This window comes from Geobacillus vulcani PSS1 (assembly GCF_000733845.1).
GTDB lineage: Bacteria > Bacillota > Bacilli > Bacillales > Anoxybacillaceae > Geobacillus > Geobacillus vulcani.
Genome location: NZ_JPOI01000001.1, coordinates 2,589,532 through 2,602,075, shown reverse-complemented (window position 1 = coordinate 2,602,075; position 12,544 = coordinate 2,589,532). Strand labels below are relative to the sequence as shown.

Here is a 12,544-nt window from a genome sequence, read left to right as displayed (position 1 = left end):
TTCCTCCTAATCCAATTGTTGCATTTCCACCAGCGGCAAATAGCGCTCTCGCACAAACGCGATAAACTTCGCCGCATACACCGGATCAAACTGCGTCCCTGCGCAACGTTCGATTTCCTCAAGCGCCTCTTCAAACGTTTTCGTCGGCTGGTACGGCCGCTCGGTCGTCATAGCGTCAAACGAGTCGATAATACACAAAATGCGGGCCAGTTTCGGGATTTCTTCCCCTTTCAGCCCGTACGGATACCCTCTCCCATCATATCGTTCGTGGTGCAGCTCAACGAGCGGAAGCAGATCATCAAACCGCTTCTCCGCCGCCACAATCTCGCGCCCCCACGTTACGTGCTTTTTGATAATCTCCCACTCATGCTTTTCCAGCTTTCCGCTCTTATTTAAAATATCGCGCGGCACTTCAATTTTGCCAATGTCATGGATAAGCGCCCCTAAAATGAGCGTCTGCCGCTCATGGTCGGTCAACCCGTCAAGGCGGCTGCCAAATTCGAGCGCATATTTAAACACCCGTTTGCTATGGCGATATGTATACACATCTTTGGAAAGAAAAAATTTCACTTGCTGCTCGAGCGCTTCCAAATCTTGCTTAAACTTAATCTCATCCAAGCACATATTGTGCTTGTCATACAATTGCACATTGTTTTTTCCTTGCGCCTTCGCGTAATACAACGCTTGATCGGCCCGATGAATCAGCTCCTCGCTTTCATACATATCCTTCTCCATCTCAGCGATGCCGCACGAAAACGACAAGCAGCGATACGGAATATGCTCGACGCCTTCAAAATATGTATCGTTCACTTCTTTGCGCAACCGGTTTAAAAACACGTACGCGTCTTCTTTCATGGTATTGGGCATTAAAATCGCAAACTCTTCTCCGCCATAGCGGGCGACCGTGAAATTCGTCCCTTCCACCGCTTTTTGCAACAGTTTCCCAAAAAACGTCAACAAGCGGTCGCCTTGCAAATGACCGTTCCGGTCGTTATATTTTTTAAAATCGTCCAAGTCAAGAAACGCCAGCGTCAGCGGCTGCTTGAGCATCTTGCAGTCAGAAAACTGTTGCTTGAGCGTTTCTTTGAAATAGCCGTGGTTGTATAGGCCGGTGAGGTGGTCTTTGTTAGCTCGATTAGACACTAGTTGATACAACTCCAAAAACTTCCTGAAAACAACAGATAATATTGTTACTAAAATAGTAAATAAGGACAAGCCAAAATATTTCTCTTCCGACAACAAAATGGCTAAAACCATTGAAAGAAGCAATGTTACTGAATACCCAACACAAGCCTCTTTTAAGACTCCCAGCTCCAGAGCACCTTTAAATACTTGGCCAATAAAATAGAAGAAAAGAAAAATTAATAATACATTAATACTAAAATAAACTAGCAAACTAATCAAATAAGGGAACAAGTTATGGACATTGATCTTCCCAATATCCCCATTGAAGAATAAAAATGAGTAATAAGCACCTGATATCATCAAACAATACATTGAGAAATTAAATAAATGTCTCCATGCAGACATTCGTTGCTTACGATACAATTCTATCACACTAAAAATAAAAAGCACCTGTAACGTAAAGTTCAATCCATACAAAAACAAAGTGGTCAAGTAAACAGCAGAATCCATTGAAAAAGAATTAGCTTTAGGGGGCAAGATAATGGGAAAAAGATTCAACAAAACAACAGCACCAGTCAATATATATACTAAAACCCAATCTTTTAAGGATTGGGAATGGATATCAACCTCTGTAGCAAATATATACATTCCCAAAAGAGAGACAATAACAGTATATAATTTTTCTTTATTTTTTAACCGTTCAAAAACCATACCAAAATCACTCTCAGCTAAAAAATTTTAAAGAAGGAGTATCGCCTCCCTCTTTTTTAGATCAACATAAATTATTTTTATTTTCTACTCAATGAGTTTAAACCCCGACGTCAATGCCACAATCACCGAACCAAGGATGAACAAATTGATTAACACTTGTTTTGCTTTGAATTTCATGTCCTTTTCCCCCTTAAAAAATTAGTTTATTGATTCGCAGGAGCGGCCGTGGTTTCTTTCTCAGCATCATCTGCTCGATGCCGCGGCGCACTGAGCATGAGATGCTGGATGAACAAGAACGCCCCTACGTTCATCACGACGTCGCCGATGCTGATGACTTGTTGACGCGGGTACGGCGGAGACAGCGGAATGATGTCGCCGAGAAACGGCAGAAGTGTATCGGATGTGATCGCCTGGTGCTTGCCGTACAAACCGGCTTTTAACGCTTCGATGTATTCACGGCCGAGAAATTGGGCGGCTTCGATGGACACCGGCATCCGTCCACCATTTACGGCCATGACGATAAAGTTGAGCAAGACGCCGGCGAAGATGACCGGAAACCCCGGCTGATGGCGGTTGAGCCATAAAAACACCAATCCGGTCACATAAACAAGAAGGAAGATGCCGTTGCTCATTTTCGCGATCCATGCCACGTTTTCCTGAAGGAAAAAGACGACAATCTGCACCGCCAACAACAGCGGAAACAACCAACCGCCGCGCAATTTCATATGAGCCAAACCTTTGAAGCTGCCGCCGCGAAACCAGCCGATCAACAACGACAAAATGATTCCATCGTAAACCATGATGCTGTCCCCTTATAAACTGAATTTTCTTTTTTTTCTAAACTGCCGTCCTCACTTCTATTTTTACCGTTTTTTTCTTCCTTTGTAAATAGTCCATTTGTCCCATCTGCAAACAAATTTTGACGAATAGCGTTCTATTCTTTTTGTTTTCGTCATTCTTTGAAACAAGAAACGACAAAAGCAGCGCCATGTATATCGATTGTGGTGGTGAAAAAGACCCTACCCTCAATGGAGCGCTCTGCCGCCTACGCAAATACGATTCTTGGCGCGCCTGCCCACCCCCAGTTGCCGACAAACCATCCTCGTGCATCTCACTCTTCCGCTGTCCGCGCTTATAAACACGATATACATCAGCGCCAAAAAAATCGGCAGCCCAACATAGCGGTTTGTCACCACTGCGTCGATTTTTTCCGTTAGCGTCAGCGGTTTTGGCGCAAACTCGATGGCCGCCGCCGCGATCGTTTCACTGATCCAGCGGTCGCGCGCTTCATAAATCAGCTGGGCGGCCCGGCAGCCAAGCGCCTGTTCCGTCTCCTCGCGGATCGCCAAGAGCGGCGACAAATCGAAGCGGTCACGCAAATAGGCGGCAATGCGCTCGTTTCCTTCCAGAAATTGCAGAGCCATCCAACGCTTATTTCCCGACATGTCATCCGGCAGCTGCTCGGCAATGCGGCGGATCGCGCGTTCCACCTCGATGCCGTAATCAATCAAAAAGCCGGAATGGTGTCCGTCTGTTGCCGACAAAATGGCGCGCGTTAACTCTGTTGTCCCCTGTCCTGTTCGGGCGATGACCGGAACAACTGGGACGCCGAGATGGCGCGACAGCTTGGCGGCATCGATTTTGACGCCGCGCTTTTCCGCGACATCGACCATGTTCAAAGCGATGATGAGCGGGCGGCCAAATTCCAATAGCTGAACCGTCAAATGCAAGTTGCGCTTAAGCTGCGACGCGTCAACGATATTGACGATCACTGAACACGGCTCGATCAATAAGAAATCAGTCGCCACTCCTTCATCGCGGGACAGCGGCTGGAGCGAGTAAATGCCAGGCAAATCAACGACCGGCACGCCGTGCTGGCGAAGCACTCCTACTTTCTTCTCGACCGTTACCCCGCTCCAGTTGCCAACATATTCATAAGAGCCGGTTAAACAATGACGTTTTGCCAGTGTTCGGGTTGCCAACCAGTGCTACGTACGCCATCATTTCACCTCAATCGCCGACGCTTCTTTGCGCCGCAAGCCGATGGCCTGTCCATCGACTTCGACCATCACCGGCCCGCCAAACGGCATCGCGGCTTTCAACCGCACTCTTTTCCCTTCTTTGACCCCTAGATGAAGAAGACGCTGTTTCAGTGCCTCATTGTCAACAGCCAAACGGACGATGAAGGCTGTCTCTCCTTTATGCAAATCGGTCAGCACCATCGTCTTTCCTCCTATTTCCCTGTCTACGCTTATTGATGCCAATAATGATTCTTTTTCTCAATTCCTATCATAGCACAACTGAAGAAAAAGGGAGTGACTTTTTTCGCAACCATGGTAGATTGTCAACATTTCTTCAAAAATTGATGATTTATTAGTTGAACTTTTCAAAAAAATGTATATAATTCCTTGTATATCTTTCCCATCTTTGTTCGAGGAGGAAATTCGAATGAACACGCTAGGAAGAATCAGCAACTTTGTCGGCAATACGTTTGCGATCTGGGTGCTTCTGTTCGGCGCGCTGGCTTTTTTCGTTCCCGGCGCGTTTACGTGGATCGCCCCGTATATTGTGCCGCTGTTAGGCATCGTGATGTTTGGCATGGGATTGACGCTTTCAGCAGATGATTTCAAAGAAGTATTCAAACGTCCGCTTGATGTGTTGATCGGCGTCGTTGCCCAGTTTCTGATCATGCCGCTTGTCGCGTTTTTGCTCGCTTACTTTCTGCCAGTTTCACGTGAAGTGGCGCTCGGCATTATTTTAGTCGGCTGCTGCCCGGGCGGAACGGCGTCCAACGTCATGACGTATTTGGCAAAAGGAGATACGGCTCTGTCGGTCGCCGTCACTTCTGTTTCGACGATTTTAGCGCCGATTTTGACGCCTTCGCTCATTTTGCTTTTAGCCGGGAAATGGCTGTCCGTATCGGCCGCTGCCTTGTTTTGGTCGATCGTCAAAGTCGTGCTCATTCCGATTGTTTTGGGCCTCATCGCCCAGGCGCTGTTCCAAAAGCAAGTCAAAGCATGCATCCCGGCGCTGCCGCTCGTTTCGGTCATCGCCATCGTGGCCATCGTCGCCGCCGTCGTCGGGCAAAACCAAGCGGCCATTGCCAAAAGCGGACTGCTTATTTTTCTTATTGTCGTTGCTCATAACGGGTTGGGCTTGTTGCTTGGGTATTGGTTTGCCAAACTGTTTCGCCTGTCACCGCCCAAACAAAAGGCGATTTCCATCGAAGTCGGCATGCAAAACTCCGGGCTTGGCGCGGCCTTGGCGACCGCCCATTTTTCGCCGCTCGCCGCCGTTCCGAGCGCCATTTTCAGCGTCTGGCACAATATTTCCGGTCCGATGGTCGCCACATACTTCCGCAAACAAGCGGATCGCCAACCACCGGATGGCAAGACGGTTTCCGCCTAACCTTCCCTCTTGCGCCTTATCCAACGGCAGGAAACAAAAAAGCGGTCTCCCGGCAGAAACGCTCGTCTTCCGGGGACCGCTTTTTGTTCACCACCATGCTCAAGCGGCCAAGCGCTATTCAGAAAACGCTCCGCTTGCCATCGTCCCTTCAAACGGAAACACCATTCGCCCCGCCAGTTCGGGAAAATCGATGAACGGGTTGCGGTTGCCTTGGATGAAAAAAATCGCGCTGTTGCGATGATGTTCATACACCGTCGGCGGAAATTGCTCGTGCCAACGGACAAGGAGCGGAATATCGATTTTGCGCCGAAACGACTTTGCGATCGCCTTCGGATAGCGAAGCAAAAAGTACAGCATGGCCCTTGCCGCCGTCCCTTTGCCGTACTCCGGCTCGAAATAGCCGTTATAGACAACGCCGCAACGGTTTTGGACTTGCTCGTCGGGGTCTTCCGGATTGTAAAACGGAAAATCCGCATACGGAAAATTCGACCGCATCGTGTTGCACTCCGGCTGGCAGACGAACAAATGATGCAAATCGCCTTTCATCGGTTCACGGGCGCCAAACCAAGACTGCGGCACGACATGTTCGGCATTGAATTTCCATTGCTGCTCGATCGTTTTCACCCGCTCATGCACATCGCCGAGCCCATGCTTCATTTTTTTCAACAACTGGCGAAATTCATCGTAGCGCCGTTTCATCGTTTGGACATCTTGGACGATCAACATCTTCGGGTCTTTTCGCTCGCCGGAGTACAAGCTTCGCACCGTTCCGTCCGGCTGCAAGTCAACCCATGTGTACAAATATTCGTCCTTGCTGAAAAAATACGGCAGCCGCCGCTTATGGGTGCGCGCCACCAGTTCGTGATAGCGGACAAACAACATCAATCCGTCCCCGTCAAGCGGCAGATGACGATAATACCGATCGCGCGCCCTCTCATCTTCTGCGGCCTGGTAATACGCGTCCTCCAGAGCGAGCCGCTCGTTCAACTGCTCCAGCTGCGCGGCAACATCTTCCGTTTGCCATTGGCTGAGCTCGTCAAGCTGCCGTTCCGCCTCCCCCATCGCCGTTCCCCTCTCTTCCTTTTTTCTTTTAGTGTATCATGGAAGGAGGGGAGGACGACAGCAGCGCTAATGCAAAAGAAATGACGTAGCGCCGAACAAAACGGCGGCGATGCCGGCGGCGATCAACGATGGAATCAACTTTGTGCGCGCGTATTCCATTACCGGCAAATCCAAAATGGTGCACAGCGTCACTGTATTGTCGCTGAGCGGCGACGCGAACGCCCCGAACGTCCCGCTCGCAAACACCGCGCCGATGACCGGCAAAATGTTCGTTCCCGCTTGGCTCGCGAGCGTCACGCCAAGCGGCATCAACATCCCCCACGTCCCCCACGACGAGCCGATGAAATAGGAAATGACGGCGCCAAGCAAAAACAAAATCGGGGCGACAAAAAACGGTGGAATCCATTCTTTAACATGGCCCGTAATGTATTGCGAAAACCCTAAATCCTCCGCCACAGCTGACAGCGCCCAAATGAGCGCCAGCATCAAAATGACGGACATGAGTTCATTGCCGCCCTTGACAAAATGAGTCAACAAATCCGTCAATCGAAATCGCTGCCAAAGGAAGAACGCAACGGTGATCATGACCGTAAACAGCAGCGCCTCCAACATCGCCCCGAGCGCATCGCTTTGCAAAAACGCCTCCCAAAACGTTCTCGCCCCGCGGTGACCGTCCCACCAGCTTAAAAACAACGTCAAAACAAGCACGATCGAAAGGGGAACGATCAAATTCCAAGGCCTGACCGGCGTTTCTTTTTGATAAGCGCGCGGGCATGTCTGCATCGCGTCTCCTTCTTCCCCTTGCGCTTCGTTGGGCGGATGGTCAGCCGGCCGCTGTTCTTCCGCCATTTCGAGTGCCAAACGCTCATTCCAGCGCTGGATCGGCTTCATCCCCCGCTCTTTGCTGACCTCCGCCTGTTTTTTGCGCGAGTAGACAAAAAAGCTGTAGTACAGCCCGACGGCAATAATGGCATACGAGAAAAAGTTAAACGGAATGCTTCGGACGTACACGATGTACGGCTCCGCTCCGATGCCGGCCGTATCGAGCGCCTTGTCGATGACCGACACCATATAGCCGACGAACGCAGTGGCAATTGGGATCAGCGCGACAACCGGGTTGGATGTCACCTCAATGGCAAAGCCGATTTGCTGGGACGACAGCCCAAGCCGTTTGCGCAGCGCCTTCATGATCGGCGCGACGGTGACGATGCGAAAATCGGGGTCGCTAAACGTCACCATCGTCGAGATCCATGTCAGCAGCATGGCCGCTTTGGCCGATTTCACTTTTTTGCTGACGAGATGGACGAATCCTTTGATTCCACCGGTATATTTGATCATGCTGACAAGACCGGCGAACACGTATAAGAACATGATGATGCGAATGTTGTTCGTCTGCATCAAGTTATCGACGACATAATGAAGCATCGTTCGCAATCCGCCCAGCAGCGACGGCGTCAACAAATAGCTTCCGACCAACAGCCCGACAAACAGTCCAGGAATCACTTGCTTCGTCCAAATCGAAATCGGGATAACAACTAAAAATGGCAAGAGAGCTTTCCACGACGGTTCCATTGACCATTCACTCCTTTCTTTAAAAAGTATGGCGACTGTTTCCCTTGTCTATGCAAACGGTCGTTGATTTTCCCCCAACAACAGGGAGACGAGTCCACACAAAAAGCGCGCCGCATGGTGGCACGCGCAAAAGAAACCGCTTTCCTACCCTAAAAAATAAAAAGCTGCCCATTAGACAGCTTTCACCGCTTCTCTTCGGGACGGCAGCGCCAACAAGTGGAGCGTCACTTCCGGCTTCGAGCCGATCCGAATGTTCACCCCGGTTTGCCCAAGCCCTTCGTTGATATAAAACGGTTTTCCCTCCCATTCATGATAACCTTTGATCATGTTCCGCTCGGTGAGCGTTTTGCTCATTTTCGCCAAATGGTACGGCTTGGGCCAATGAATTTGCCCGCCGTGGAAATGACCCGACAACAGATAGTCAAAATGATAATCTTTCATATGCGGCACGATGTCTGGATCGTGCGTCAACACGAGGTTGATGCCGTCTTTCACGCCCGCGTATGCCTTTTTGATGTCGCTGCGCCCCGTGTAAAAATCATCGATGCCGATGATATTGACGGTTTGACCGTTGACCGTGATCGTTTTCGTCTCGTTTTGCAAGACGACGCAGCCGTGCGCCTCAAGCGTCGTTTTCAAGCGCTCGAACGGTTCGCCTTGAAGCACGTAATCGTGGTTGCCAAACACCGCATACATGCCGTACGTCGGTTTCAATGCATTCAGCGCGGCCAAATACGGACCGAGCTTGACGATGCTTTCCTCACGGTCCAAAAAATCGCCCGTCAACGCGATCAAATCGATCGCTTCGTCTTTCAGCTTGTTGTATAAATCGTCCGGGGGGATCGACAGTTTTTCAAGATGCAAATCCGATAGCTGCAAAATCCGAAGGGCTCCGTCCCCATCCTCTGAACAGCCGCCAACTTGGACTTTATGCAAAACCGCTTCATACGTGTTGCGGTGGGCTTTACGAATGGCCAAAGCAAGCAATAACAAAATGGCAAGAACGACAAAAAAGAATGTCATCGTCTTCTCTCCTCCCTCGATACCCATTATAGTGAAATGGAGGAGAGAAGAAAGAGGGAGTTAGTGGATGAGATGGCAGCCGTATAGCGAAAACAGCTTTTCTTTTGACATCAACAAATACTTCGGCGGGCGGACAAGCGGCACTAGACGGTGTTGAGCCAATGTCATCATCGGCCAATGGGATGCCATTTTAAACCAACGGTAAAATGAATTCCCAATGTCCACGGTATCAAATCCGAGCCTCTCACATCCTTTGTTTAACATGGTCACGCCGATGATCCCTTTTATGCGGGAGGACTGTTCGTGATGGTAAAGATGATGGGCGACATGCGGCAAACCGGCTTTCACTTGTTCGAAAATATAACGTCCTTTTTGAATATCGCTTCGATACTGCATCAGTTCGCGAAGCAGACGAACATTATGAAGGTGAATTTTCAACAGCCAGTCATTGGCCGCGATCGTCGTTCCGTCTGAAAGGTAAATTGTTTCACCCTTGTATCGAAGCAAACGGACGCGGAAAATGGAACGGCAGCCGTTCTCTTTCCCACCAGCATATTCGAGGCGGGAACATGCATAATAGAGCGGATCCATCAGTCCCCATACAGACAACAGCCACTGCGTCGCTTTGCTTCTCATTGGCGGCATCCTTCCCCTGCTCGTTCTATCCATTTACATTATGGAATCGATCGAGCGCCATTATAAATGGAGAAAAAAGGAGAAAAAATCGCTGCATGACCAGTCGGGAGACGCGCATACTGAGGTCCAGTTCCATTTCGCCCCCTGCCCCAGGCTGTATCCCACCCGAACACAAGCGGAGCTGATCAACCAAACGATCGGGTTTTTGCAGGAAGGGCTTCGTTTGCTGTCGTTGTAAGGCAGTCGAACCGTGGGACGCACGGGGATGGCTTGGTTCATAGCCTGCCGTGGGGCGGGTGTTCCCAAGAATCTCCCACCTCTAAGCGTTAGCGTAGGTGGGAGAGCGTTCAATAAACCACCAACTCTCTAGAAGGCTGGTGAAAAACAACAGATTCGCTCGATTTGTGGGAAATTACAAGGAATGAAATGATGACGTTACAAGGTTTTTCAATTTGAGAAACACTGTTGGAGAGCAGTATTTCCCCTTAAATCACCGGCCTTCTAGGAGGGCGGTGAAAAACGGCTGATTCCCTTACTCAATGGGGGGAATGGGCGAAAAGCAGGATCGATGCAACAAGGTTTTTCTAATTGAGAAATGAAATGGTAAAGCCGTATTCACGATTAAATCACCAGCCTCCTAGAAGAAAGACGGAAAGAACAGCCCTGAACAGCAAACAAAACGCGCCTGCCTCATGTGATCGCAAAGGCAGGCGCCGTTTAGCGGCGGGTGCTGACGGTGACGAAGACAAATTTGTCGTACCGATGACGGGAAAAGGAGTATTCAAAGGGCTCTCCATTGTTCAAAAAACCAACCTGTTCCAATTCCAATACCGGATCGTCGGGTGCGCACTGCAAGTACTGCTGATCGAGCTCATTCGGTTTATCTGCGCGGATCTTTCGGTGCGACCCTGCAATCGTTAAGCCGAGTTCGTGAGTGATGTAACGATAAATCGAGCCATGAAGCACCGTTTCATTGAGCCCCGGGATCAAATGGACGGGCATATACGTCCGCTCAATGACGTACGGTTCGCCATCCACATTGCGCAGGCGGATTAAGTGGTACACCGGCGTGTTCGTGTCGATGCATAAATGGGCCGCCACTTCATCGGACGGAAACAACACTTCGAACGCAATGATTTTGCTTGTTACCTCGCGTCCTTTCAGTACACCTGTCAAACCGAGTGTCTCGTTGCTGACGACGTTAACGAGTCCGTCAAGCATCGCGGATTTCACAATAAACGTGCCATGGCCGCGCTTTCGATACAACAGCCCTTCGGACACAAGCAGATCAAGCGCCCGTTTCACGGTCATCCGGCTGCAGCCAAACTCCTCAGCGAGCGAGATTTCATCAGGAATCGGCTCGTCTAGGGAATACACTCCCTCTTTAATTCGTCTGCGTATTTCGTTAGAAATTTGCTCATATTTTGGCATCGTTTTCATCCCTCGTCATTGTCCTATTTTCATTGTACGAACAATCATCTGTTTGCACAATAGCCAATGCGGCTTTCTCCTTCACCGCTTTTGCTTTGCCGCTCCGTTCTCCCAACCGACAAAAAGCGCCCCGCTGCCCAGGACGCCTTGCTTTCCGTTTAAAATCCGTTGTTTTCTGCCAACGATTTAAACCAATAACCGCTTTTTTTAATCGTTCGTTTCAAACCGTTCTCCAAGTCGACTGCCACGAGCCCATACCGATTTTTATAGGCATTGGTCCACGACCAATTGTCCATAAACGTCCAAAGATGGTAGCCTTTCACATTGACTCCTTCTTCAATCGCGCGATGCACCCATTTTAAATGCTCGCGAATGAATTCAATCCGGTAGTCGTCATGAATCATGCCGCTTTCATCACGGAACCGTTCTTCTCCTTCAACGCCCATGCCGTTTTCGGAAATAAAGCACTCAATGTTTCCATAGTTTTCCTTGATATTGATTAAAATATCATAAATGCCTTTTTCATAAATTTCCCAACCACGATACGGGTTCATTTTCCGCCCCGGCATGGCATAGTAATCGAAAAACCGTTCAGGCAAAAACGGGGCGTCCGGATTTGGCATATTTTCTTTCGCCTTGACGCGGCGCGGTTGATAGTAGTTGATGCCAAGCAAATCGATCGTATTTTCTTTGATAAGTTCGCGATCGTTAGCTTTCGTCACGGGCAAAAAGCCGTATTCAGCCAACAGCTCGATTAAATCTTGCGGGTATTCTCCTTTTACCGCAGGATCCAAGAAACTGCGGTTAAACAACAAATCAGCGATATGCGCCGCTTTCACATCAGCCGGATGTTGGCTGCGCGGATAAGATGGCGTTAAATTCAAAATGATGCCGATCTTTCCATCCGGTATCGCCGCCCTGCGGAAGGCGGCAACCGCTTTGGCATGGGCAATCATCGTATGGTAAGCCACCTGCACGGCACGGCGGAAGTCAACCACATTCGGATAGTGGAAATCGTACAAATACCCGCCTTCTACAGGAACAATCGGCTCATTGTGCGTAAACCATGTTTTCACCCGATCGCCAAACAGTTGAAAACAAAGGCTAGCATAGCGGGCATAAGCATCGACCACTTCACGATTTTCCCATCCTCCAATGGTTTGCATCACCAGCGGCATATCAAAATGGTATAAATTCACAAACGGTTCAATCCCGTTCGCCAGCAATTCATCGATGACCGCATTGTAAAACCGCACCGCCTCCGGGTTGACCTCACCAACCCCATCTGGAATCAAACGCGACCATGAAATTGAAAACCGGAATGAATTATGGCCGATCTCCTTCATTAACGCAATGTCCTCTTTGTAGCGATGATAAAAATCAGATGCCACCTCCGGGCCGACGCCTTGAAAAAAGCGGTGAGGCTCTTGTTCATACCAATGATCCCAAATGTTCTTCCCTTTCCCCCCTTCGTTTGCCGCTCCTTCGATTTGCGTCGCGGATGTCGCACTTCCCCACCAAAATCCGGCAGGAAAGCGATAGGTGATTGGTTGCTTTGATCGTTGTTCCATCGCGA

The 12,544-nt window shown here is 49.5% G+C and carries 11 protein-coding genes and 1 pseudogene; 2 read left to right on the top strand and 10 right to left on the bottom strand.

The window, feature by feature from the left end; genetic code table 11:
• Positions 1-6 precede the first annotated feature (6 nt).
• Positions 7-1,635 (bottom strand): bifunctional diguanylate cyclase/phosphohydrolase, encoded by a 1,629-nt coding sequence (locus N685_RS0113925; protein ID WP_237746909.1) that lies wholly within the window; start codon positions 1,633-1,635, stop codon positions 7-9.
• A gap of 31 nt (positions 1,636-1,666) precedes the next feature.
• Between N685_RS0113925 and N685_RS20105 the strand changes: the two genes are divergently transcribed.
• Positions 1,667-1,867 carry a hypothetical protein gene (locus N685_RS20105; RefSeq protein ID WP_237746908.1) on the top strand — a complete coding sequence of 67 codons (201 nt, stop codon included), beginning with the start codon at positions 1,667-1,669 and terminating at the stop codon, positions 1,865-1,867.
• 172 nt (positions 1,868-2,039) lie between these two features.
• Here the strand turns inward: N685_RS20105 and N685_RS0113915 are convergent, their stop codons facing one another.
• From N685_RS0113915 to N685_RS0113905, 3 genes and pseudogenes are all read right to left on the bottom strand, one after another.
• The gene (locus N685_RS0113915; protein ID WP_031409310.1) at positions 2,040-2,636 is read right to left on the bottom strand and encodes a DUF5317 domain-containing protein; all 597 of its coding nucleotides are present in this window, start codon (positions 2,634-2,636) and stop codon (positions 2,040-2,042) included.
• A 333-nt stretch (positions 2,637-2,969) separates the two neighbouring features.
• Positions 2,970-3,837: pseudogene (locus N685_RS18465) on the bottom strand (FeoB small GTPase domain-containing protein); the annotation flags it as partial.
• Positions 3,837-4,058, bottom strand: coding sequence for a FeoA family protein (locus N685_RS0113905; protein ID WP_031409308.1), 222 nt, complete (start codon positions 4,056-4,058; stop codon positions 3,837-3,839). The pseudogene N685_RS18465 and the gene N685_RS0113905, both read right to left, overlap by 1 nt.
• A gap of 226 nt (positions 4,059-4,284) precedes the next feature.
• Here N685_RS0113905 and N685_RS0113900 point away from each other — a divergent pair, with 226 nt between their 5' ends.
• Positions 4,285-5,244 carry a bile acid:sodium symporter family protein gene (locus tag N685_RS0113900; protein WP_031409307.1) on the top strand — a complete coding sequence of 320 codons (960 nt, stop codon included), beginning with the start codon at positions 4,285-4,287 and terminating at the stop codon, positions 5,242-5,244.
• A 114-nt stretch (positions 5,245-5,358) separates the two neighbouring features.
• Here N685_RS0113900 and N685_RS0113895 read toward each other — a convergent pair whose 3' ends face one another.
• The 6 genes from N685_RS0113895 to N685_RS0113870 all read right to left on the bottom strand — a co-directional run bounded on the left by N685_RS0113895 (position 5,359) and on the right by N685_RS0113870 (position 12,539).
• On the bottom strand, positions 5,359-6,306 hold the full coding sequence (locus N685_RS0113895; RefSeq protein WP_031409305.1) for an endonuclease I family protein: 948 nt from the start codon (positions 6,304-6,306) through the stop codon (positions 5,359-5,361).
• A 66-nt stretch (positions 6,307-6,372) separates the two neighbouring features.
• On the bottom strand, positions 6,373-7,878 hold the full coding sequence (locus N685_RS0113890) for a Na+/H+ antiporter NhaC family protein (protein WP_031409303.1): 1,506 nt from the start codon (positions 7,876-7,878) through the stop codon (positions 6,373-6,375).
• A gap of 171 nt (positions 7,879-8,049) precedes the next feature.
• Positions 8,050-8,901 carry a metallophosphoesterase gene (locus N685_RS0113885; RefSeq protein WP_031409301.1) on the bottom strand — a complete coding sequence of 284 codons (852 nt, stop codon included), beginning with the start codon at positions 8,899-8,901 and terminating at the stop codon, positions 8,050-8,052.
• Between the two features lie 60 nt (positions 8,902-8,961).
• Entirely contained in the window at positions 8,962-9,537 is a 576-nt protein-coding gene (locus N685_RS0113880) for a YkoP family protein (RefSeq protein WP_031409298.1), read from the bottom strand.
• 717 nt (positions 9,538-10,254) lie between these two features.
• A complete protein-coding gene (locus N685_RS0113875) occupies positions 10,255-10,968 on the bottom strand; it encodes a GntR family transcriptional regulator (protein ID WP_011231345.1) in 714 nt (237 codons plus the stop codon).
• 158 nt (positions 10,969-11,126) lie between these two features.
• A complete protein-coding gene (locus N685_RS0113870) occupies positions 11,127-12,539 on the bottom strand; it encodes a glycoside hydrolase family 1 protein (protein ID WP_031409295.1) in 1,413 nt (470 codons plus the stop codon).
• Between the last annotated feature and the right edge of the window lie 5 nt (positions 12,540-12,544).

What these genes read in the sequence shown, in the direction of transcription:
- N685_RS0113915 (WP_031409310.1), bottom strand. Translation starts at nt 2,636, where the DNA reads ATGGTTTACGATGGAATCATTTTGTCGTTGTTGATCGGCTGGTTTCGC.
- N685_RS0113895 (WP_031409305.1), bottom strand. Translation starts at nt 6,306, where the DNA reads ATGGGGGAGGCGGAACGGCAGCTTGACGAGCTCAGCCAATGGCAAACG.
- N685_RS0113870 (WP_031409295.1), bottom strand. Translation starts at nt 12,539, where the DNA reads ATGGAACAACGATCAAAGCAACCAATCACCTATCGCTTTCCTGCCGGA.
- N685_RS0113900 (WP_031409307.1), top strand. Translation starts at nt 4,285, where the DNA reads ATGAACACGCTAGGAAGAATCAGCAACTTTGTCGGCAATACGTTTGCG.
- N685_RS0113880 (WP_031409298.1), bottom strand. Translation starts at nt 9,537, where the DNA reads ATGAGAAGCAAAGCGACGCAGTGGCTGTTGTCTGTATGGGGACTGATG.
- N685_RS0113885 (WP_031409301.1), bottom strand. Translation starts at nt 8,901, where the DNA reads ATGACATTCTTTTTTGTCGTTCTTGCCATTTTGTTATTGCTTGCTTTG.
- N685_RS0113905 (WP_031409308.1), bottom strand. Translation starts at nt 4,058, where the DNA reads ATGGTGCTGACCGATTTGCATAAAGGAGAGACAGCCTTCATCGTCCGT.
- N685_RS0113875 (WP_011231345.1), bottom strand. Translation starts at nt 10,968, where the DNA reads ATGCCAAAATATGAGCAAATTTCTAACGAAATACGCAGACGAATTAAA.
- N685_RS0113890 (WP_031409303.1), bottom strand. Translation starts at nt 7,878, where the DNA reads ATGGAACCGTCGTGGAAAGCTCTCTTGCCATTTTTAGTTGTTATCCCG.
- N685_RS20105 (WP_237746908.1), top strand. Translation starts at nt 1,667, where the DNA reads ATGGGAAAAAGATTCAACAAAACAACAGCACCAGTCAATATATATACT.
- N685_RS0113925 (WP_237746909.1), bottom strand. Translation starts at nt 1,635, where the DNA reads ATGGATTCTGCTGTTTACTTGACCACTTTGTTTTTGTATGGATTGAAC.